This is a genomic window from Rickettsiella massiliensis 20B (assembly GCF_000257395.1).
Taxonomy (GTDB): Bacteria; Pseudomonadota; Gammaproteobacteria; order Diplorickettsiales; family Diplorickettsiaceae; genus Diplorickettsia; species Diplorickettsia massiliensis.
The window spans coordinates 361,520-382,377 of record NZ_AJGC01000001.1 but is presented as its reverse complement, the minus strand read 5'-3'; the positions used below and the strand labels follow the sequence as shown (position 1 = coordinate 382,377).

Here is a 20,858-nt window from a genome sequence, read left to right as displayed (position 1 = left end):
TTTTTCATGTTAAGAAAACGATCCCCAGAGTTTTTCAAGGTTATAAAACTCACGAATTGGTGGCAGCATGATGTGTATGACCACATCAATACAATCCACTAAGATCCATTCACCATCTTGTTCACCCTCGTAGCCTAAGACTTCAAGACGGTGTTCTTTGGCAAAAGCTAGAACATGTTTTAATAGTGTTTTTGTGTGACGATGCGAATTCCCCGTACAAATAACTAACGTATCCGTTAAGCTGGTTAATTGACGGACATCGAGCAGGATCACGTTTTTAGCTTTGTGGTCCTCTAAAAGTGTCGTCAGCGCTTGATGCAGTGGAAAAGAGACTGAAGCGTTTGTTGTCATAAATATAAATGATGTTCCGAAATATAGTCTAAGACGGAGGCGGGCAACAGACCCACCGGTGATACACCGGCTTTGAGTTGTGCTCGAATCAGCGTCGATGAAATTGAAATTGCTAAAGGTTTTATCTTAGCGAACAATAAAAGTCCAGAGGCCTGTTGCGATAAATTTTTTACGCGGTCCGTTTTAAAGCGTAAAATGAAGTCTTCAAGCGCTTGCGGATACGTTTGCGGGGTCTCTAAGCGTGGGACCACGACCAAATGTGCATAGTCAACCAATGAAGTCCATTCATACCAATGGTTGAGTTGGGCAAATTGATCATTGCCTAAAATTAAGATTAACGGTATTTGTTGACCCAGTTCACGGCGCAGTCCGCTCAGCGTTTCTAAAGTATAAGAAGGCGAAGCGCGATCCAGTTCGCGCGTATCGATACAAAACGACGGGTAAGGCTGTAAGGCACGAGAAAGCATGGCCAACCGCTGTGTGACATTGGCCACTGTTTTTTTCTTGAGGAGCGGGTCTTTACAAGGGATAAACCGGACTTGTTGAAGATTCAGTTGTTGTAAAAGTGATTGTGCAATATGCAGATGTCCATAGTGGATCGGATCAAAACTGCCTCCCAATAAACCAATCATTCGTTCATATCTCCAGCGAGACCGAGGCTCAAGCGTTGCAAACCATGCCAAAAGGGGCCGGGTGTTACGCCTTTGATCTGTTTATCTACTTCTGCTGCGTAGTGAAGTAACCGGTACCAATCGGGCAGCGTAGCGCGTTTTAGGGCACGTTGGATAGCGGATTGCCGCGGTTCCCAAATCGCATATTGCTGAAACAGCGTTGTGAGCGATTCACCGCGTGCTAATTTAAAGGCGAGGGTGGCTAATAACCGACACTCACGACTGAGCGCCCATAAAATAAATAAAGGTTCAATGCCTTCTTCCTTCAGGCGTAATAAAATCCGCAGACAACGTTCTGTTTCACCTTGTAACGCAGCATCGGTTAATTTAAAGGGATCAAAGCGTGCATTGTCCGCGAGCGCTTGTAACATCGTCGCACGGGTGACGATCCCCTGAGTGGGAGTGCCTAAATACAAAGCGACTTTTTCAATCGCTTGTTGGGTGGCACAAAGATGGCCTTCTGTGGCGAGGATCAGACATTGTAGCGCCTCATCTTCTGCGGTGAGTCCGCAGTGATGCAGTTCTTGTTTGGCCCAAGCCGTGAGTTTTCCACCCACCAGTGGCCATAATGGAATGAAAACACCGATTTTATCAAGTATTTTAAACCAAGCACTTTGTTGATTTCGGCGATCCAGTTTGCCACTCGTAATCAGGAGGAGATTTTCTGGGGGAGGAGTTTGCGCATAATTTTTTAGCCATTGTGTCGCGGCCTCAGAGAGCGTTGCTTCAAGGCGCAGTTCAATTAACCGTTTTTCAGCAAACAGGCCATAGTTTTGACTATGAATCTGGAGCGTTTGCCAATCAAAACCCGATTCAACATAAAAAATTTCTCGTTCGGTAAAACCACGTACTTGCGCTTGTTGACGAACCGTTGCACTTATTTTTTGTACGAAGAATGCATCGTCTCCATGCACCCAATAAATCGGCGCCAACGATCGAGTGAGATGGGCAGTGAGTTGTTCATAACGTAATTGCATCGCCGCCTAAGCCTTGCTTTGAATAGACTGTAAACGTTGTTGCACCCAAGGTGCACGTAACCGTGTAATGATTTGTTGAGCCGCCTCTTCTTCCATGACTTGGCGTAACATTATTTGGGTATTTAAATCACCGACTAATTGTGTCGTACTGATCGAAAAATTACGTGTAATCCGAACTTGTTGTGCCGGGATTACGGTTCCAGAATGTGTGTTCACTAAATCAAAGGAAACTGTCAACGTTAATAAATACGTGGTGGTTTGTCCAGAGTTGCCAAGGCTCGTCGCCATTTGGTTGAATGTTTGATTGAGGAGGCGGAGTGTCAAAGGTGCAGTGGGGGGTGTAATCAATGTTAACGCCTTGGCGCGTTAACGCTCGTTGTAAGCGACGATAAACATGATTGGCATTCCAACTCGCAAGCGAAACAACCGTCAAGCATTTAAAAGGCAATGGCAATTGTGTATCGGCGGTTGTCCCGCGCAAGGCAAAGCCACAGCCATTTAAGAGGAACAATCCTAAAGTTAGGCAAAGAAATGTAATACCGCGAAGAGACATAGTCACTCGTTTTAGATAACAACATTAACCAGTTTTTTTGGCACAATAATGACTTTTTTTATAGACTGGTTTTCCGTATAACGTTTAACTTGGACATGATTGAGTACCGATGATTTGATCACGGCGTCTTCCAGATCGGGATCAAGCGATAAATGCCCACGAAGTTTGCCGTTTACTTGAATGACCCAGTCAATTTTTTCCACAGTTAATGCATCCGCTGCCACTTTAGGCCAAGTGGCTTTCAAAATCAAACCGGCAAATCCCAATTCTTGCCATAAAACTTGGGTGATATGCGGCACGATCGGAGCTAATAAGCGCAGCAAAATACTCAAACCTTGTTGCATAATCCATTTTAAGGAGATTTTATCGGACTCGGGTTCTGTAGCGAGCGTTTGCGAGGCACTTTGTAATAAATTAAGCAGCTTCATGCAGCTGGCGACGACGGTATTAAATTGTTGTCGTTCATAATCGTTTTTCGCCGATTGTAATATTTCGTAGACTTGACGGCGTAATTGACGTTGTGTGGTCGAAAGTTGAGACCAATCAATCGGATTTAAGTTTTTGGTACCCGTTTCATTGAGTTCTCGTAACCAAGGATGATGATAAGCAAAACTCCAAAGTCGCTTTAAAAAGCGATGAGCACCTTCTACACCACTTTCTGACCACTCCAAAGATTGTTCAGGTGGCGCGGCAAATAAAACAAATAAACGTAACGTATCACTCCCGTAAGTTTGAATCAGTGCTTCCGGATCAACGGTGTTGCCTTTGGATTTAGACATTTTAGCACCGCGCGTAAACGGCTCATTCGAATTAACCAAGCCCAGATCACGTAATACTTTATGGAAAAACCGGGCATATAACAAATGTAAAACGGCATGTTCAATGCCACCAATGTATTGATCGACCGGCGTCCAGTATTTTGCACGATCATCTAACATACTATTTTGTTGCGACGGACAAGCAAAACGCGCGTAGTACCAAGAAGATTCAACAAACGTATCGAATGTATCGGTTTCACGCCGCGCACTTTTTTGACACTGTGGACACGCCACAGTATAAAATTCAGGGCAGTTTTTCAGTGGAGAACCCTGGCCGGTGATAATCATTTCTTCCGGCAACACCACGGGTAAGTCTTTTTCAGGTACGGGTACCGCACCACAGTCTTCGCAGTAAATCATGGGGATCGGCGTTCCCCAATAACGTTGTCGAGAGACCCCCCAATCGCGGAGACGATATTGTATCTTCGGTTCCCCCAAACCTTTTTCAACCAGCGCGGCTTCAATGGCGGAATGCGCTTGCGCCGAAGTTAAACCGGTAAAGGGCCCAGAATGAATTAAACGTCCTGATTCGGTAAAGGGATAAGTAGGGTGTTCCGAAGTTTGATCGGTAAGCGGTTCAAGCACCGGCTGGATGGGCAGTTGATATTGCTGGGCAAATTCAAAGTCTCGTTCATCGTGGGCGGGGACACCCATGACCGCACCACAACCATAATCACTGCGGACATAATTTGCAATCCAGATCGGAATGGGTTGCTCGGTGAGCGGATGTCGCGCGGTGAAACCACTGGCGACACCTTGTTTTTCCAGGGTTGCAGTCGCCGCCTCGGCAACCGGTGTGGCTTGGAACGATTCAATAAATTGTGCAATGGCTAGGTGTTGATTTGCGGCTGTTTGAGCCAGCGGATGCTGTGGTGAAACAGCGAGAAAGCTGACCCCATACAAGGTGTCCGGGCGGGTTGTAAACACTTCTAGTGAGGGGAAGTGTGGATGATCGAGTGAAAATTGGATAGTGCAACCGGAAGAACGGCCGATCCAATTGCGTTGCATCGTTTTTACTTCGTCTGGCCAATGGACTAAATTTCCTAAATCAGTCAGTAATTCTTCTGCATAAGCGGTTATTTTGAAAAACCACTGTGGAATTTCTTTTCGTTCAATCAGGGCACCCGAACGCCAACCGCGACCTTGAATCACTTGTTCATTTGCAAGAACAGTTTGATCGACCGGATCCCAGTTGACCAACGCATTTTTTTTATAAACCAGCCCTTTTTTATAAAGTTGTACAAATAACCATTGTTCCCAACGATAATATTCCGGTTGACAGGTCGCGATTTCACGGCTCCAATCAAAACTTAATCCCAGTTTTTTAAGTTGCGCACGCATGTGATCAATGTTGGCATAAGTCCACTTTGCTGGTGCAATGCCCTGTTTAATTGCTGCATTCTCAGCGGGTAAACCAAAGGCATCCCAACCAATCGGGTGCAGCACATTTTTACCTAACATCCGTTGATAACGTGCAATCACATCCCCTAAAACATAATTTCGAACATGGCCAACGTGTAGGGAGCCACTTGGGTAGGGAAACATCGAAAGACAATAAAATTTCTCCTTGTTTAAGTCTTCTGTCACTTTAAAGGAAGTATGCTCTTGCCAAAATTTTTGGATTTCTGGTTCAATGAGTTTGGGTTGATATTCTTCTTGCATGTAATTAAGTTACCTTATCATTTAGGGAGACGACCCATCCATGATTGGGAATGAGATCGTAATGAAGACAAAAAATAGAGAAAGTCGTTTTCGTTATCCTTGACCGCGGACAACACAGTGGCGTTAAACATACTGACGTTCGAGCATAATTTGTTTTTAGCGTCTTGGTAGTTGATTTGCTCATTGAAACAAACTCATCATCGTGGTGCGTGGGTAGCTTCCTCGGAGCGTGATAAACGTCGCCTCTAAGGGGCGTATTTTAGCGTGATACGTCACGTGTTTTCTCATTGTACTGAAGGTAAGCGTAACACAAGAGCACTAATCCTACTAAAAAGAGCAGGATGGGACAATCGCCCCATCGAACCCAAGGGGTTGAGCCGACAAACCGATGAACGTGATCGGTCAGGACAGCGACTTCAAAAGGGGGTAGTTCTGATTGTATGACGCCTTGTGGAGTTACCATCGCGGTTAATCCCGTGTTGCTTAAAAAAAGAAGCGAGCGACCGGTGGCTAACGCTTGAAAGCGACCGATTTGCAAATGTTGCCCCGAAGCGAACGAGTGGCCAAACCACGCATCATCATTAATCGTCAATAATAATTCAGCCTGTGGTAAAGCACGTCGGACTAAAGAAGGATAAGCAATTTCATAACAAATGAATGTTCCTAAATCAAAACCGGCGACGCGAAAAGGTGTTGGCTGAACTGGGCCGGCGCTAAAACTCGACATCGGAATATCCAGGAAAGTCAGTAATCCTCGCGCCCATTGAATCCACCAAGGAAGATATTCTCCAAAAATAACCAGTCGCCTTTTATAATAAGTCCCGTGATCCACGCCAAGCGCGATCATCCCATTATAATAATGGGTCTCTTTTTTTATGGGAATCCCTAAAATGAGGGTATTATTTGCACGTTTTGCTTTTTTATCGAACGACAACAACCAAGATTGTGCTTGCTCTTGTAATAAAGGGACTGCTGCTTCTGGCCAAATAATTAATCGACTCTTCCAGTGGGGCTCAGTTAATTGTTGGTAACTATCTAATGAAACCATTAACGAGTGTGGATCCCATTTTATTGCTTGCGGAATATTCGCTTGGATAAGACTCACGGATACCGGTGGGCCAAGGGGTTTTGTCCAGTGAATGACACTCAATCCTTGACCTAGCAAATAGATGAATAACAGAGTTAGCAACGAAATGAATCTTCGTTTTGGCTTAAGAAGCGGCGGCAGTGGATTCGCTGACGGAACGTAACGTCTTAAAAGTGGGTCCAAAACATCGAGTAAAAGTGCGCTGCAGACGGGAATCAAAAAAGCGAGACCAAATATACCCACAATCGGTGCATAGCCACGAAGCGGTGCATCGACTTGACTGGTTCCAAGTAATAGCCAAGGACATCCTGTAAACGCCCAACTTCGTAACCATTCGCTGAATGCCCAAAAACTAGGAAACAATAGATACGATTTGAGTGCAGTCGGCTTAGGAAATAATCGGTTTAACAAATAGCCGGCAAGCGCAATAAATAAAGCAAGGCAGATCACAAAAAGTATGGTGATGGCCAACGATAATAAAAGAGAAGCTTGACCAAAAACATGAATACTAATAAAAACCCAAGACATCCCGACCGAAAAAAGCCAACACCAAATAAGGTTCCCAGTACGAAAGCTTGTTTGGGAGAGGTATCACGCCACAAAAAGAGTAAGCAAGCGGGGCTAAGAATCGCCAACCAAGAAAAGGCGACCGGTGCAAAAGCTAAAGCGAGCAAACTGCCAGAGAGTAGGGCAAGCACGGCTTGCCCAAGTCGTCGTGGGGAAGCAATCACGAACCCATGTTTCATAAATCTATCCTTTTTTTCAGTGAACAGTCGACGGCCTTTCAAATAACTTAATAAAGATTCTGCGCATGACTCGATAAATGACTGAGTTTTTCACTGATCGCCCAATGATTTTTTACTGATATAACTGACTTCATAAATAGCAACCGATTCTTTGGCACAGCTTAGTAGATAATCATCACTGGTTATCAATTTATCGACTAATTGCTTGGCTAACGCTTCGCTTGCCAGCCAATGCTCTCCCGTTGCAACCTGTTCAATATCGACTTGTTGGCGGTGTTTAGTAATAAATGTTTTAAAGATACAATGTACTTCTTCAAGATCGGCTTGCATCTTTTCTCGGGCTTTTGCTGTATTTTCACCAAAAAGAGTCAGTGTTCGTTTATAGGGCCCGGCTGTGACCAGTTCAAAGTCAATATCACGTTTTTTGAGAAAGCGATGAAAGTTCGGTAATTGCGCGACGACACCAATCGAGCCAATAATCGCAAACGGTGCTGCTAAGATTTGATCGGCGACGCACGCCATCAGATAACCACCGCTGGCGGCGACCTTTAGATTGTTGTTTCAGACGTTCTAGCTGTGAAGCCGCCAAACCATAAGGGGCAATCATTCCGCCACCACTTTCTAGCTTGAGTAAGACTTCGTCTTGTGGCTGTGCCACTTGAAGGAGGGCGGTGATGATTTCGCGTAGATTGTTGACAGCAGAACAACGTATATCCCCTTGAAAATCAATGACAAACAATCGTTTTGTTGATTGGCTAGGCGCTTCTTTCCGACGTTTTTTTTCAGACTTTCGATATTTTTTGTATTCTGCCTGATTCATTAATTCTTTATTTAATACTTCGGAAAATGCATCGTAGGTTTTGTTGAGTGGGCGGATGTTTAGTTTTTGTTTAGGATGTTCTTTTGCTTTACGCAGTAAGGTGAAAAATCCGGCTACAACGAATAAAATCACTACGGCAGCCGTAACCGATTTTAATAAAAAAATGAGATACTGAACCCAAGGAGACATAAAATAAGGCCCGTCGGTTGAAAAAGAAGACGATGATTATCTAATGAAAAGTCTTTTTTGTCATGTTATTCTGATTAACCGGATGGTTCGATTTAGGCGTAGCTTTTTAAAAACAGTTTGCCACGTTCGATATTTTATTAAGGATTAAGATATCCTAAGCGATGACTTTAGCTGTAAAAGGAATTGATTGCTTCCGATCTACAAACAGGATTACACCTTCCTGTTCTTTTGTTCTGCAGCGTGGCGAAGCACTCCATATTGTCGGTAAAAATGGTTCTGGAAAAACAAGTTTATTGCGAACTTGAGCGGATTTGCTGCCTCATCAAGGTGGCCAAATCCAGTGGGAAGGCCATTGTATGACGCAAATACCGCATTTTAAAACCCACATTTTGTATTTAGGCCATTTTTTAGCCATGCAACTGCATTTGACGGTCTTTGACAATCTGCAGCTATTCTTGGCGCGACGTGATTTATTTTCTGCAAAGAAGATAACAATGAAACGGCGGAAATCAATGTGGCGCCAACGGATACAGCAAGCACTCACTACTTTTTCTCTAATCAATCAATGTGACACGATAACCGGAACGCTTTCCGCTGGTCAGCAGCGCCGGCTGGTTTTATCAACACTTTTGTTGACGCCCGCACCATTTTGGTTGTTAGACGAGCCATTTACAGCACTTGATCAATCGGGTATGCAATTGATAATACGTTTAATGAGGATCCATCTTCAGCGGCAAGGTTATTTATTGATGAGTAGTCATCAACTTATTGATGATTTATCATTTTTTTCAAAAAATTTTTTTTATCTTAACCGGATGTGGTATTCCTCGTTATGTTCATTCATCGCTTTACAGTTTCGTGCCGAATGGTCGTTGCTTTGTCAAGCACCCTTGAAAAGTTTGTATCCTTTTTGTTTTTTAATGCTGGCAGTAAGCTTATTTCCGATCAGTTTAGGTGCCGATGCTGTACAGATAGGGCAGATCGCAGTACCTGTTTTCTGGATATTACAGTTGTTTTTAGTGACCTTAAGTTTTGAAGAACTCTTTCAAGAAGCATGGCAGGCCGGTTTAGTGTCAATACTTATTGACACCTGATTTTTTTATTACCGTTATTTATATACAGTAATTTTATTTTGTTTACAAATTTTGATTTTGACGACACTTATGATGTCATGTTTAATGTTTGCGCTGTATTTACCGGCCAGTATCTGGGGGGTAATGATCCTCAACGTGTGATTGGCCGTGCGTTGACCATTGCCTTGCCACAAAGTATTTTTTAGTCATGCTGATTTTATTTCCGTTTTACGTTCCCGTGCTTATTTTTGCAAGTACTACCGTGATCTTGGCCGCACAGAGTCTTTCAGTAAAAGATCCTGTTGCTTGGTTAGGGTTATTGTTGATTCTCAGTATCAGTTTTTCTCCGTGAGTCATTTGTAAAATTTTTCAATACTTGTTGTAGTTTGAATATCAGATGGTTTGTTTAGAAACCAGTGACGAGGCTGACCAATCATCCCCATTTTATTCAGTGTAAATTTGGTCTACAATCAATACCTATAAAAAAATAAATCTAAAATAGATGATCATTTAAGCGGCTTGCTGGAATAAGACGCTTTTGTATCAATGTGCTGAAAAAAAGAAGGGATTCACATGAAATTGCCTCGTTTATTTACGGCAAAATATTTTGTGCCTTGGATAAATAAAATAATCCCTTATCTGTTTTTATTGCTTATCCCTTTATTGATCTACAGTGTGATTGGCGCACTTTATCTTGCCCCGAGTGATTATCAACAAGGAGAAGCGTTTCGTATTATTTATATTCATGTCCCGAGTGCTTTTTTATCCCTGCTCGTTTATTTGATTGCCGCGATGATGGCGGGTCTGAGTTTAATTTTTCGTATCAAGTTGTGTGAGCTATGGGTGGAAGTCAGTTTAAGATTAGGTGCTTGGTTTACCGTGCTTGCACTGTTAACCGGTGCGATTTGGGGGAAGCCGATGTGGAGAACATGGTGGGTATGGGATGCACGCTTGACTTCGGAGCTCATCTTGCTTTTTCTTTATTTGGGAGTGATGGCGCTCAAAAAAACGATAAAACGATTCGAGAACCACAGGTTGCTTTGCAAACCAGTTCATTACTCCTTTTGCTAGGTTTAGTGAATTTACCGATTATTCACTATTCTGTTTATTGGTGGCACACCTTACATCAAGGTACTACGTTACGTTTTTTAAAGCCGCCATTGATTGCCCGACCGATGTTATATCCTTTGTTGACGATGATTTTGGTTTTTATTTTATATTATCTTCTAACTATTTTTCTCACCTTACGTGTGCGTTTGATTCAATAACATAATAATAGGCTAAGTTGCGGCTGGACTTAAGTAAGGAGAAACGCCAGTATTTATTTGTTGTGTTACAGCACCACAAGAAAAAAAAGAAGAATAGTTTGACTTTACGCTGATATTTTGGGGTATTTTTTTATCCAATAAATCTTGCTTTGTGTACAACACTTGATCTTTTTTTGCTAACAGTACAGAACCAATATAGGCCATGATTTCAACAAGGGCTCGTAATTGATTCAAATAAACCGGTGGGTGGATGGATTCTTTAGAGAAAAGCTGCGGCGTTTCGGTCTTATTCATCGAGGAGGAAACCATAGGAACCGGTATGGTGATTAGGTTTTCTTCTGCGCGATCCGAGATAGTTATGTTTGTATATGGACTCAGAGAAGGGGTCGTTGCCTGTGGAGAGGGATTCGATAAAACAGAGGGATAGGTGATAGAAGCGGAAGCGTGAGGCGTATACACCGCTGGCTTCGTGGCAGGTAAAAGATTGATCAACATAGGTTGATTTGAGCTCGGTATGTAGAGAGTAATTGGATTATTCCCTTGATGATCAGGAATAACGAGATTCATGATTAAAGAGTTGGGGTGATTATTGTTTGTGGGGAGGTACTGTGGCGATAAGGTGGGATTGAGTGTACAAGTTATTTCAGGTCCCGGTTGCGGATCAAGGGTAGGTGGCCGCGGATCATCGGACGCAACTGCTACGTTTTGAGCATTGTTTGCCGTAGAGCAGAGAGGGTCCGAAGAGATTTTCTTTTTATTTTCTGGATAAAGAGTGGCACAGCTATTTTCGATTGTATTGAATAGGGGTTTTAAATCTTTATTAAGAATGTCGGTTAAAGAAACATTAATTGAAAAGAACTCCTCTGAGGAAGCGTGATTCAAGACGGTGTTTTGTAAGTAAGTTGAAAAAACATCGGCCCAAAAATCTTTTAAATTTTTAGAGTCAGGGTTATTTTCCATCTGTTTTTTTGCTACAGAAAAAAAGATATCTAATTCTTCATTTAAGTTTTCATAGAATGTGGTGATTGTGTCATATTTAATTTTAGCAAGATGAACTTTTACAAAAAGAAGCGTTATAAGAGCAATCATTCCATTATGAGGGGGCATGTAACCTGATTTTTTTTTGCTCGTTTGATCCTTTTTTTATCGCTATTGCGTTTCAACGCTTTTTTTATGCCCCCGGCGACGGCGTGACCAACGATAGGAACAGGTATCAGTATTGCTGTATTAGCAAGAGGAGAGAGGATAGCTGTTTTAGAATCTGCGGCTAATTCAAAATTTTTTCCGCGATCAATTTGGACAATATGATAAATCATACTTTTAGTTTTAAAATAGTCGGTTACAAAAATATGAGCCTTTTTTATTTCATCTAATTGGTCATTAGAAAATTCATCAGAAAGATGAATGTTTAAAAGTTTTTCTCTTTTATGTTCGGTGTCATAGTAAGATTCGTGGCTAAAAATCGCCCGTAGTGTTTTAGTAACTTCGTTCAGGGTAGCCGGATGAAATTTTTCAGAACTGATTTTTTTTTTAAAAAGTATATTCATTTTTTTATTAAAATTTTAAAAATAACTTCATTTTATTATATAAATAATCATAAATTATTTCTTCTTATTTTACTAGTAGTAGGCGTGTGCAAAGATTCTCGGTACAATGGCTTTTGATCTGATCAAAAATGAAAGTTTATGAAATTATTGGATTTTGAAGTGGGTTTAACGCAACCGTTATTTTTAATTGCGGGCCCTGGCAATGGACACGGCTGAAAGACTGAAAATCATCACCACCGATTTAGAGATTTCTTTTATTTATAAATCGTCCTTTGATAAGGCAAATCGCTCTTCATCAAAAGGCTTTAGGGGGTTAGGCCTTGAAAAAGGTTTGCGTATTTTAGAGAAAGTCAAAAAAACATTTTCAGTGCCTATTTTAACCGATGTACACGAAGATACACCCTTGGACGAAGTGGCCAAAGTCGTCGATGTGCTGCAGACGCCGGCTTTTTTATGTCGACAAACGAATTTTATTCAGCGTGTCGCGCAACAAGGCTTGCCAATCAATATAAAAAAAGGACAGTTCTTATCCCCATGGGAAATGGACCAAGTGGTTGAGAAAGCACGACAAGTGGGTAATCAGCAGATTATGGTTTGTGAACGAGGCGTTTCTTTTGGGTATAATAACCTTGTTTCAGATATGCGTGCGTTAGCGGTGATGCGTGCGACACGATGTCCTGTGGTATTCGATGCGACACACTCGGTGCAATTACCGGGAAAACAAGGCGACTGTTCAGGCGGTCAGCGTGAGTTTGTCCCGGTTTTAGCCAGGGCCGCCGTCGCGGTGGGGATTGCCGGACTTTTTATGGAAACACACCCGAATCCAGATCAAGCGTTAAGTGATGGCCCGAATGCTTGGCCATTAGATAAAATGGCCCAATTATTGATCACGCTTAAACAATTGGACGCGATCACCAAACAAAACGAGTTACTGGAAACAACTTTATCGATAACCACTGAATAGGTATCACCATTTATGTCAAACATTACGACCATCGAAGCGTATGAAATCTTAGATTCACGAGGTAATCCAACCTTAGCCACTGAGGTTACGTTAGAGTCCGGGGTTTCTGCCATGGCTTGTGTCCCTTCGGGGGCCTCGACCGGTTCATTTGAAGCGCTAGAGTTAGTCGACAAGCAAGCCGATCGTTATCAAGGTCGTGGTGTTTTGCAGGCGGTTCAGAATGTCAATGACGTTTTACGTCAAGCACTGGTGGGTAAAGAAGTTACCCATCAAGCCGAATGGGATGCCTTAATGATTGCAAAAGATGGGACACTAAATAAATCTCATTTGGGTGCGAACGCCATTTTGTCGGTATCTTTAGCGATAGCAAAGGCCGCTGCGGCGGATAAACAACAACCTCTTTTCCGCTATTTGGCAGACTTGATTGACTATCAACCCGTGAATCAGCGCTTCTTAATGCCCGTGCCCATGATGAATGTGATTAATGGCGGGACCCATGCGGATAATAACCTGGATGTGCAAGAATTTATGATTCTGCCTGTGACGGCACCTTCATTTAGTGAAGCACTGCGTAGCGGGGTGGAAGTGTTTCATACACTCAAACGGTTATTAAAACAGAAAGGATTGAATACCAATGTCGGGGATGAAGGAGGATTCGCACCGAATTTACCGAAGCGATTCTTAAAGCCGGTTATCAGCCAGGCAAAGAGATTTATTTAGGTTTAGATGCAGCCAGTACTGAATTTTATGCAAATGGGACTTATACGCTCGAAAATCAAGCCTTATCTTCACAGGATTGGGTTGCGCGCCTAGAGAGTTGGACGAAGGACTATCCTCTTCTGAGTATTGAAGATGGTATGGCCGAAAATGATGACTTAGGTTGGCGGCAATTGACTGCTCGCTTGGGAGATAAACTTCAATTAGTGGGTGATGATTTATTTGTGACCAACTCTCAACGTTTACAGCACGGGATTAATGAGCAACAAGCGAATGCTATTTTAATTAAATTTAATCAAATTGGCACGTTAACGGCACTTTTAGCGATCACGCTTGCCAAGCAAGCCGGGTATGGAGCGATTATCTCTCATCGATCCGGTGAAACGGAAGACACAACCATTGCCGATTTAGCGGTTGGGACGGGTGTTGGCCAAATTAAAACCGGTTCGGCGTGTCGAACAGATAGGATAGCAAAATATAATCGTTTACTGCGGATTGAACATGATCTGAAAGAGCAAGGTTCCCTGTATGATGGTCGGGCTGTTTTTAGTCGATTTTTGTCACACAAATGAAATTTTTAATTACCATTCTGGCCGCACTTTTTTTATACTCCAATATAAACTCTGGTTAGCTCCGGAAGGGCTATGGCGTTTACGGCACCTTAAGCAAGATATTACGCAACAACAAATGGAGAATGAACACTTAAGTTTGCAAAATGAACAACTGAGTAAAGAAATCCAGGATCTAAAAGTTGGGTGCGCCGCGTTGGAAAATCATGCTCGCCAAGATCTTAATATGATCAAGCCAGATGAGCTTTTTTATTTTATTGTGGAAAAAGAGAAAAGTAGAACGGCTAAGCACTAAAACTTAGCCGGTTTGAAGATGCGGATAATCGGCGCCAATGAACGAATTTCGACGTGCCGCAAAGGGGGAAGCTCAACCGAGTACTCAGGATTAATCACATATAAATTAAATCGATCCTTGATCGAAGCAATTTGAATCCGACGAATAAGAAGTTGGTTGTTAGGCATTTCTACAATACAATCCGCTCGATGGGCCAGTTCCATATTTTTACCGGTGATTTTTTTACCGGCCACGATATCACCGCTATGGTAAAGTGGACTCATGCTTTCATCTTGTAAGAAATAAACCCAATGATCCGGGTAGTGACTTTGAAAAAACTCTAACTCACTTTTTGTTTTCTCACAGCCATAAAAAAAGCATTTCTTCTTGAAGAGACTGTACTGTTTTCTGAATAGGAATAAAATGTAATTTGGAGAGCTTATTCGGCTCAACAATTTTGGGTGGATCACATAGAGTAACCAGATAGGTGTGCAAGCAATGCCTTCTTGTTGCATCGCATTACTAATTAATTTTGCTCCGCGTTCAGTAATACTGCTATAACCTTGTTCCCAGTAATTGACTGTGGTTAATCCTAAATGACAATGTTGTGCAAATTCCTTCATGGACAATCCAGTCAGGGTACGTAAAAATTTCAGTCGTTGTCGACGGTCTTCAATTTCCAAGGACTTTTTGAGACGAGAAGGCGTAGCGTCGTTCCTAACGCTCATTAATTTTTTAGTCATCACTTTTACCAAATTTGACAAATAACATCTTCGAAGATAGAATTAAATCTGAAAAACGGATAATTCTTTATTAATACCGCTTTGTACAACAAAGTGACCAAAGAAAAAGTAAAAAAGCGGAATTTATACGGCATTTAAATGAAAAAATGTTTTCCGAAACACCCTACGTGAAGAAAAATATAGTTTTTAATCTATTATAATTAGACCCATAAAAGCTGTTGAAGGTTTCCAAGCACTCTTCAGTTCGGGCTTTCAATTTGTGCATCCGAAAAATCATATTGCACGCGCTAAAAATAAGTCGACTCATTGCTTTTATTCATTAGTAGTGGGTGTGGATTGCGAAGACAAAACTAAGCCCTTATTTTCCAACGTAAACACTTTATCCATCCGTTGTGCAAAATGAGGGTCATGTGTAACGATGACTAGACTTGTGTTCAATGAATCATTGAGTTCTAGTAAGGTTTGATAAACTTGTTCGGCTGTAACGGTATCTAAATTACCGGTTGGTTCATCTGCGAGCAAACAAAGTGGCTGGCCAGAAGACCCACTTTTTTTATTAATGTTAACGCACGTGCTTTCGCTTCTTTTACATGGACGCCGGCTAACAAGAGTGGAATACAGGTATTTTCAAGAACGGTAAATTCAGGTAACAAATGGTGAAATTGATATACAAAACCTAAATAACGATTACGCAGTGCACAACGTTGGGTTTCATTCACTTGTGCAATATCTTGACCGGCCAAGAAAACTTGACCACGGGTGGGATGATCGAGGCCACCTAATAGATGAAGCAGCGTGCTTTTACCTGTCCCGGAAGGGCCGACAATGGCAATTCGTTCACGGGTTTGAACCGAAAAAGAAATCGACTTTAATACTTCAACATACAGCGATCCTTCGTGGAAGGTCTTCGATAAATTTTGACAGGCTAAAATGGGTGGATTGTTTTCGGCTAAGTTACTCATAACGCAGTGCCTCTGCAGGTTGGGTGCGTGCCGCTTTGAATGCGGGGTATAACGTTGCAATGAGACTCATTCCAAGTGCCGCGAGGGTAATGCGCAGAACATCACTGGCCATAATTTTTCGAGGGAAGCTTATCTACAAAAAAATAAACGTTCGAAGCTAAAATATCAGTGTGCAGAACAGAATGTTCCAAAAAGCTGACGACATCACTGGCATAATGGGCTAAAAGTAGCCCGGATCAAACCAAATAATGTGCCAATGAAACCAATGATGCAACCCTGAACCATAAAAATACCTAAAATAGTGCGCGGGGTCGCACCTAAGGTGCGTAAAATGGCAATGTCGGCTTGTTTATCAGTGACCACCATCATTAAAGAAGAAACTAAATTAAAAGCAGAAATGGCAATCAGTAACAATAGAATAAAAAACATCATATTTTTTTCTAAAGCAATTGCATACATTAAGCTGCCATACGTTTGCGTCCAATTGGTTAATTGATACTTGCCCGATAATTTTTCAGTGAGTTGTTGGCTAATTGCAGGTGCTTGATAAAGATCTGCCAACTTAAGGCGTAGACCTGAAATGGAATGACCCAATTGAAAGAGAGTTTGGGCATCTTGCAATGCGATATACGCCATAGCGCTTTCAAAGCCAAAACTATGGCCTACTTGAAAAATTCCATCAACAGTAAAGGTTTTAAATCTTGGCATGAATCCAGCGGGTGTAATCGCTACAGCAGGCGTGAGGACATTGATTTTATCGCCTAGCGTGACATTTAAATGATCGGCGAGTTCTTCTCCTAAGACAATCCCATAGTGTCCGGGAATTAAATTAAAATGACCTTCAATCAATTTATGTGGAATTTCTGAAACGATTTTTTCAGCACTCGGAAGAACGCCCGTCAGCATAATAGGGTGAGTTTGTCCCGCGTAAAGGAGTAAGCCTTGCCCAGCGACATAAGGCGCCATGGCTAGGACACCGGGTTGCTGTAAAACGCTTTGTTGGATTTGTTTGACCTGCGTTTCGTTAAGCGGCCCTTTTGGCCCTGTAATCGCCACTTGCGTGGCGACACTAAAAATACGTTGTCGAATGACCTCATCGAACCCATTCATAACAGATAACACCGTGATCAGTACCATTACGCCTAACGCAATGCCGATCATGGACGTTAATGAAATAAACGAAATAAAATGATTTCGTTTTTTAGCCCGCGTATAACGCAGGCCAATATACAAAGAAAAAGGACGAAACACGTTTAACCATCCCGATGAAGAGGGAAACTCAATCAATTAACCCGTAGGCATTTCACCCATCGAGACGATGGAATGAAATCCACCATCGACATGAATCACTTCGCCTGTAATACCCGAGGCTAACTCTGAGCAAAGAAAAGCGGCCGTATTACCCACTTGTTCGATACCTGTATTCTCACGTAACGGCGCCATAGAGGCATGATAAGATAAAATTTTGCGAAAGCCAGCAATTCCCGATGCCGCTAAGGTTCGAATCGGACCCGCTGAAATCGCATTGACCCGAATTTTTTTAGGACCTAGGCTTTGCGCAAGATAACGAACATTCGCTTCTAAACTGGCTTTCGCTAAACCCATCACATTGTAGTTTTGGAGCGCTTTTTCCGCACCCAAGTAACTCAATGAAACGATCGCCGCACCATGTGTTGCCTTCTCCATAAGTGGGTACGCCGCTTTTGCTAAACCTGCGAGACTGTAACTACTGATATCATGCGCAATCCGAAAACCTTCGCGATGAACACTACTAAAGTAATCGCCTTGTAATTGATCGGCCGGCGCATAGGCAATCGAATGAATGAATGCATCTAGGCTGTCCCAATGCTTGCCAAGCTGTACAAAAAGTTGCTCGATTTCGTTATCATGGGTGACGTCACAGGGGAAAACTAAATCGGAAGAAAATTTTTCTTTAGCCATCCGGGTGACGCGCTCACGCAATTTTTCACCTTGATAAGCAAAGGCTAATTCAGCACCTTCACGATGCATCGCTTCGGCAATTCCGTAAGCGATTGAGCGATCACTGGCTAAGCCGACAATTAAAGCCCGTTTATTTTTTAAAAACCCCATGACGTTCTCCTATCATTCGTTAGGACTGAAATTAGTTAATAATTCGCGTATTTTTGCTTTAATCATATCGATTGCAATTCGGTTTTCACCGCCACGCGGTACAATGATATCAGCATAATGCTTAGAAGGCTCGATGAATTGTGAATACATAGGGCGCACCGTTTCTTGATATTGTATCAGCACCGATTCCATTTCACGTCCTCGCTCAATGACATCGCGTCTTATCCGGCGAATCAAGCAGATATCTAACGGGGTATCCATATAAATCCGGATATCCATGCATTCACGCAGGAGCAATTCAGCAAAGAGGAGAATCCCCTCCAGGACAATAATCGAATGCGGACCGACATAACGGGTTTGCGTTTCCCGAATATGTAACGTGTGATTGTAAATTGGAATGTTGACGCCTTCGCCAGCCTGCAATTGACGGAGATGCTCAATGAGTAATGCGTGATCAAACGCATCCGGATGATCATAGTTAATTTGTGAGCGTGCGGCGGCAGGGAGTGCGCTATTGTCTCGATAATAGGAATCTTCAGAAATCACAGCGACCTGCTTCGAGCCTAATTCTTTGACAATTGTGTTTGCTAGTAAGCTCTTTCCCGAGGCCGACGCACCGGCGATACCAATAATGATGCCGCGTTCTGCCATAAAAAACTTCATCCTCATTAAATGTGGGGTAACTTAACAGGTTTTATAAAAAAGGACAATCTATTGATAAACAATCAAATCAAAGTCAAGTTTTTGCCCTTTTCTTCCGCTAAGGAGCCGCTTTACTTACTCTGTTTAAACAAAGTAAGTAAAGCCAAAGCTTTTATTTGACTAGATAGGGCCGTATAAAATACATCAGCGTTAATTTTTCCGTCGATCGGATCGACGAGAAACTTATCCAAATCAACTCAAGACGGTTAGGGATAAAAAATTTAAGCCGCGCTCAAGTGGATTTATTTTTCATTCAGCTAACGTTAAAGGTCATGGTAAGTAGAAAAGAAGGTGTTTATTTATTCTGCTTTTCATGAAAAATAGATTATTTGGCAGCCTATTTCTTAGAAAATGGAGTATTTAAAATACCAAAATACTAAATGATTTTAAAATAAAACTTAGTTACTTTTTTAATGAGGTGAGTTTAGCGCATTTTCCATTGAAAATAAAAATTATTAAATTAATTTAATAATTTTTTAACTGCTAATATATAAAAATTAAATGTTATTTAGATAAAAAAATAGATTGTTATCGATAGCCGGGTACTTTACACTTCATAAAACTTTAACATAGTTTTCAAACGGGGTAAAATAACATGAAGAAAATTATTGCTGTAGATATTCATGTTTTGCAAGCATTTAATGCGCCATATTTTTTAAATTTGAATCTTTTAGCTGAGTTGAAAACATATATCGACGATCCAAGTTTTATTTATATTACAAAACCTTTAAAAAATCAGCTGGCGATTTTTAAAAAATTACAACAAGAGAAAATAATTGATTCTTATTTAGAAAATGACGCACATATTATTGATTTTTCTGCAAAAAAATTCAGTAAAATTGTACTGACACATATTCGTGAATTAGAAAAAAATATCAATCAAATTAGCGAATTTATTGCGGTGGGTCTTCCGCATAATCAACGTTTTGATTGGCTTCAAGAAATGGCGGCTTCAATTGTAGATTGGAAGGAAAGTACAAAACTGAGTTTAGCAGAAGTGTTGCATAAACAACTGGATTTAGGCGATCAGCCTACAGAAATGAAAACTTCTTTGTCTCAAAATAGACAAGGGACTCTTAACTCATTATCGCGTTATAAACGAGAGTTGCCCACCATACTCTACCCTAAGGTGGATCCGTTGCCTGCTGAAGGTTACTGTAAGCAAGTCTTGGCCGAAATGCGTGTTATGAGGAAGCTTATCGAAGAGGAGAACCCTTTCCCCGAATACATTAGTTTAAGAAACTTTCATTATGCAAATCTCGTCTTCGATGCCGTCCATTTTTTTCTTGAAGTGGCCAGTGTGACTTGTATCATTATACATATTTATCATTCTTCTCATGTTGAATCTCACCTAAAAGAATGGATTACTACCTTCGAGGCTCATGTAGTAAATTGGTTAAAAAAAATTGAAAATATCATGGGATCCGAAGAATCCAATTTGTTGACCCCTTCCGCAGAGCCAAGAGATGAGCGAATGTCTGGCGAAGTTAATTTGTCAACAGCCGTTCCAGGACCTTCAAATGTACTCGAACCGGATGCGGAAAATTCGTTATCAATTGGGTCATCCTCTTCGTCTTCGAAATCCTCAATATCTTCAGCGGATTCAACATTATCTATAAAATCGTCACCTGCGTTTTATGTTCCACAATCAGGATTAACTAAACTCTCGTCGAGTTTACAGTCGACGGAGAAAGCACTCTCGTTGGAATCATTTTTCTTGCCTTCATCTCAACGACAGCTACTTAAAGCAAAATCAGCGCTTATCCTGCAAGGATTGACACTTCCTAAGCTAAAAAAGACGGATAGTAAAACTTCTAAAAAATTTGGTTCTAAAAAAAAGTTTTTCCAAGCGAGCGGTATCTATATCAGTACCCCTGATGAAAGAAAAGCATTAATACCTAAAGAAAGTGTGCTGATTGATTATCATGCAACAAGCGCTGATCAATTAACCAGCCAAAGGAGTACGTTGGTCAAACCGAATACGGTAGCAAATCAAGAAGCGTTTTCAGAAGAACTAGTAAGTACTCGCGCTCAGTGCATTCTCTAAAAGAATAAGACACCGGTCATATCTCGA

General features: G+C 41.6%; 18 protein-coding genes and 5 pseudogenes. 8 read left to right on the top strand and 15 right to left on the bottom strand.

Features of this window, described 5'->3' with window-relative positions; translation table 11 throughout:
- Window positions 1–9: 9 nt before the first annotated feature.
- The 8 genes and pseudogenes from rsfS to S3O_RS18550 form a co-directional block, all read right to left on the bottom strand.
- Window positions 10–351, bottom strand: coding sequence for a ribosome silencing factor (gene rsfS / locus S3O_RS0102190; RefSeq protein ID WP_010597420.1), 342 nt, complete (start codon window positions 349–351; stop codon window positions 10–12).
- Window positions 348–983 (bottom strand): nicotinate-nucleotide adenylyltransferase, encoded by a 636-nt coding sequence (nadD, locus tag S3O_RS0102185; RefSeq protein ID WP_010597419.1) that lies wholly within the window; start codon window positions 981–983, stop codon window positions 348–350. Before nadD ends, rsfS begins: the two co-directional genes overlap by 4 nt.
- The gene (holA, locus tag S3O_RS0102180; RefSeq protein ID WP_010597418.1) at window positions 980–1,999 is read right to left on the bottom strand and encodes a DNA polymerase III subunit delta; all 1,020 of its coding nucleotides are present in this window, start codon (window positions 1,997–1,999) and stop codon (window positions 980–982) included. Before holA ends, nadD begins: the two co-directional genes overlap by 4 nt.
- Before the next feature lie 6 nt (window positions 2,000–2,005).
- Window positions 2,006–2,347: an LPS assembly lipoprotein LptE gene (gene lptE / locus S3O_RS0102175; protein WP_010597417.1), complete on the bottom strand. Its 342-nt coding sequence runs from the start codon at window positions 2,345–2,347 to the stop codon at window positions 2,006–2,008.
- Window positions 2,348–2,563: 216 nt separating this feature from the next.
- Complete coding sequence (gene leuS / locus S3O_RS0102170) at window positions 2,564–5,032, bottom strand: leucine--tRNA ligase (RefSeq protein WP_010597416.1); 2,469 nt, start codon at window positions 5,030–5,032, stop codon at window positions 2,564–2,566.
- Window positions 5,033–5,291: 259 nt separating this feature from the next.
- Window positions 5,292–6,865: pseudogene (gene lnt, locus S3O_RS10735) on the bottom strand (apolipoprotein N-acyltransferase).
- A gap of 90 nt (window positions 6,866–6,955) precedes the next feature.
- The gene (locus tag S3O_RS18555; protein WP_235776152.1) at window positions 6,956–7,387 is read right to left on the bottom strand and encodes a S49 family peptidase; all 432 of its coding nucleotides are present in this window, start codon (window positions 7,385–7,387) and stop codon (window positions 6,956–6,958) included.
- The gene (locus S3O_RS18550) at window positions 7,281–7,874 is read right to left on the bottom strand and encodes an inner membrane peptidase (protein WP_010597412.1); all 594 of its coding nucleotides are present in this window, start codon (window positions 7,872–7,874) and stop codon (window positions 7,281–7,283) included. The genes S3O_RS18555 and S3O_RS18550 overlap by 107 nt, the downstream gene beginning before the upstream one ends.
- A gap of 161 nt (window positions 7,875–8,035) precedes the next feature.
- On the opposite strand from S3O_RS18550, the pseudogene ccmA reads away from it, so the two are divergent.
- From ccmA to S3O_RS16985, 4 genes and pseudogenes are all read left to right on the top strand, one after another.
- Window positions 8,036–8,968, top strand: a pseudogene (ccmA, locus tag S3O_RS0102155) (heme ABC exporter ATP-binding protein CcmA).
- Between the two features lie 187 nt (window positions 8,969–9,155).
- Complete coding sequence (locus tag S3O_RS16990) at window positions 9,156–9,299, top strand: hypothetical protein (RefSeq protein WP_010597410.1); 144 nt, start codon at window positions 9,156–9,158, stop codon at window positions 9,297–9,299.
- A gap of 221 nt (window positions 9,300–9,520) precedes the next feature.
- Window positions 9,521–10,018 (top strand): cytochrome c biogenesis protein CcsA, encoded by a 498-nt coding sequence (gene ccsA / locus S3O_RS13300; protein WP_010597409.1) that lies wholly within the window; start codon window positions 9,521–9,523, stop codon window positions 10,016–10,018.
- Entirely contained in the window at window positions 9,988–10,215 is a 228-nt protein-coding gene (locus S3O_RS16985; RefSeq protein ID WP_156792693.1) for a cytochrome C assembly family protein, read from the top strand. Before ccsA ends, S3O_RS16985 begins: the two co-directional genes overlap by 31 nt.
- A gap of 12 nt (window positions 10,216–10,227) precedes the next feature.
- Here S3O_RS16985 and S3O_RS0102135 read toward each other — a convergent pair whose 3' ends face one another.
- Together S3O_RS0102135 and S3O_RS0102130 are read right to left on the bottom strand one after the other, a co-directional pair.
- Window positions 10,228–11,322 carry a hypothetical protein gene (locus S3O_RS0102135; RefSeq protein WP_010597407.1) on the bottom strand — a complete coding sequence of 365 codons (1,095 nt, stop codon included), beginning with the start codon at window positions 11,320–11,322 and terminating at the stop codon, window positions 10,228–10,230.
- Window positions 11,301–11,762 (bottom strand): hypothetical protein, encoded by a 462-nt coding sequence (locus S3O_RS0102130; protein WP_010597406.1) that lies wholly within the window; start codon window positions 11,760–11,762, stop codon window positions 11,301–11,303. The genes S3O_RS0102135 and S3O_RS0102130 overlap by 22 nt, the downstream gene beginning before the upstream one ends.
- A 138-nt stretch (window positions 11,763–11,900) precedes the next feature.
- On the opposite strand from S3O_RS0102130, the pseudogene kdsA reads away from it, so the two are divergent.
- The 3 genes and pseudogenes from kdsA to S3O_RS13285 all read left to right on the top strand — a co-directional run bounded on the left by kdsA (window position 11,901) and on the right by S3O_RS13285 (window position 14,307).
- Window positions 11,901–12,726, top strand: a pseudogene (gene kdsA, locus S3O_RS13295) (3-deoxy-8-phosphooctulonate synthase).
- 12 nt (window positions 12,727–12,738) lie between these two features.
- Window positions 12,739–14,015 (top strand): annotated as a pseudogene (gene eno, locus S3O_RS13290) (phosphopyruvate hydratase).
- Window positions 13,972–14,307, top strand: coding sequence for a septum formation initiator family protein (locus S3O_RS13285; protein WP_083827604.1), 336 nt, complete (start codon window positions 13,972–13,974; stop codon window positions 14,305–14,307). Before eno ends, S3O_RS13285 begins: the two are co-directional and overlap by 44 nt.
- Here S3O_RS13285 and S3O_RS0102110 read toward each other — a convergent pair.
- The 5 genes and pseudogenes from S3O_RS0102110 to udk form a co-directional block, all read right to left on the bottom strand.
- Window positions 14,304–15,029, bottom strand: a complete 726-nt coding sequence (locus tag S3O_RS0102110; RefSeq protein WP_156792692.1) for a hypothetical protein — start codon at window positions 15,027–15,029, stop codon at window positions 14,304–14,306. The genes S3O_RS13285 and S3O_RS0102110 overlap by 4 nt on opposite strands.
- Window positions 15,030–15,341: 312 nt before the next feature.
- A pseudogene (locus S3O_RS13280) lies at window positions 15,342–15,991 on the bottom strand (ABC transporter ATP-binding protein).
- A 204-nt stretch (window positions 15,992–16,195) separates the two neighbouring features.
- The gene (locus tag S3O_RS13275; protein ID WP_010597396.1) at window positions 16,196–17,278 is read right to left on the bottom strand and encodes a lipoprotein-releasing ABC transporter permease subunit; all 1,083 of its coding nucleotides are present in this window, start codon (window positions 17,276–17,278) and stop codon (window positions 16,196–16,198) included.
- Window positions 17,279–18,082 carry an enoyl-ACP reductase FabI gene (locus S3O_RS0102095; protein ID WP_010597395.1) on the bottom strand — a complete coding sequence of 268 codons (804 nt, stop codon included), beginning with the start codon at window positions 18,080–18,082 and terminating at the stop codon, window positions 17,279–17,281. It abuts the gene before it with no gap.
- 12 nt (window positions 18,083–18,094) lie between these two features.
- On the bottom strand, window positions 18,095–18,733 hold the full coding sequence (gene udk / locus S3O_RS0102090) for a uridine kinase (protein WP_010597394.1): 639 nt from the start codon (window positions 18,731–18,733) through the stop codon (window positions 18,095–18,097).
- 646 nt (window positions 18,734–19,379) lie between these two features.
- On the opposite strand from udk, the gene S3O_RS0102080 reads away from it, so the two are divergent.
- Window positions 19,380–20,831, top strand: coding sequence for a hypothetical protein (locus tag S3O_RS0102080; RefSeq protein ID WP_010597393.1), 1,452 nt, complete (start codon window positions 19,380–19,382; stop codon window positions 20,829–20,831).
- The last annotated feature ends 27 nt before the right edge of the window (window positions 20,832–20,858 follow it).

Excerpts from the sequence above, each read along its gene's own strand:
- rsfS (WP_010597420.1), bottom strand. The coding sequence starts at position 351 with ATGACAACAAACGCTTCAGTCTCTTTTCCACTGCATCAAGCGCTGACG.
- nadD (WP_010597419.1), bottom strand. The coding sequence starts at position 983 with ATGATTGGTTTATTGGGAGGCAGTTTTGATCCGATCCACTATGGACAT.
- holA (WP_010597418.1), bottom strand. The coding sequence starts at position 1,999 with ATGCAATTACGTTATGAACAACTCACTGCCCATCTCACTCGATCGTTG.
- leuS (WP_010597416.1), bottom strand. The coding sequence starts at position 5,032 with ATGCAAGAAGAATATCAACCCAAACTCATTGAACCAGAAATCCAAAAA.
- S3O_RS18555 (WP_235776152.1), bottom strand. The coding sequence starts at position 7,387 with ATGGCGTGCGTCGCCGATCAAATCTTAGCAGCACCGTTTGCGATTATT.
- S3O_RS18550 (WP_010597412.1), bottom strand. The coding sequence starts at position 7,874 with ATGTCTCCTTGGGTTCAGTATCTCATTTTTTTATTAAAATCGGTTACG.
- S3O_RS16990 (WP_010597410.1), top strand. The coding sequence starts at position 9,156 with ATGCTGATTTTATTTCCGTTTTACGTTCCCGTGCTTATTTTTGCAAGT.
- ccsA (WP_010597409.1), top strand. The coding sequence starts at position 9,521 with ATGAAATTGCCTCGTTTATTTACGGCAAAATATTTTGTGCCTTGGATA.
- S3O_RS0102135 (WP_010597407.1), bottom strand. The coding sequence starts at position 11,322 with ATGCCCCCTCATAATGGAATGATTGCTCTTATAACGCTTCTTTTTGTA.
- S3O_RS0102130 (WP_010597406.1), bottom strand. The coding sequence starts at position 11,762 with ATGAATATACTTTTTAAAAAAAAAATCAGTTCTGAAAAATTTCATCCG.
- S3O_RS13285 (WP_083827604.1), top strand. The coding sequence starts at position 13,972 with ATGATGGTCGGGCTGTTTTTAGTCGATTTTTGTCACACAAATGAAATT.
- S3O_RS0102110 (WP_156792692.1), bottom strand. The coding sequence starts at position 15,029 with ATGACTAAAAAATTAATGAGCGTTAGGAACGACGCTACGCCTTCTCGT.
- S3O_RS0102095 (WP_010597395.1), bottom strand. The coding sequence starts at position 18,082 with ATGGGGTTTTTAAAAAATAAACGGGCTTTAATTGTCGGCTTAGCCAGT.
- udk (WP_010597394.1), bottom strand. The coding sequence starts at position 18,733 with ATGGCAGAACGCGGCATCATTATTGGTATCGCCGGTGCGTCGGCCTCG.
- S3O_RS0102080 (WP_010597393.1), top strand. The coding sequence starts at position 19,380 with ATGAAGAAAATTATTGCTGTAGATATTCATGTTTTGCAAGCATTTAAT.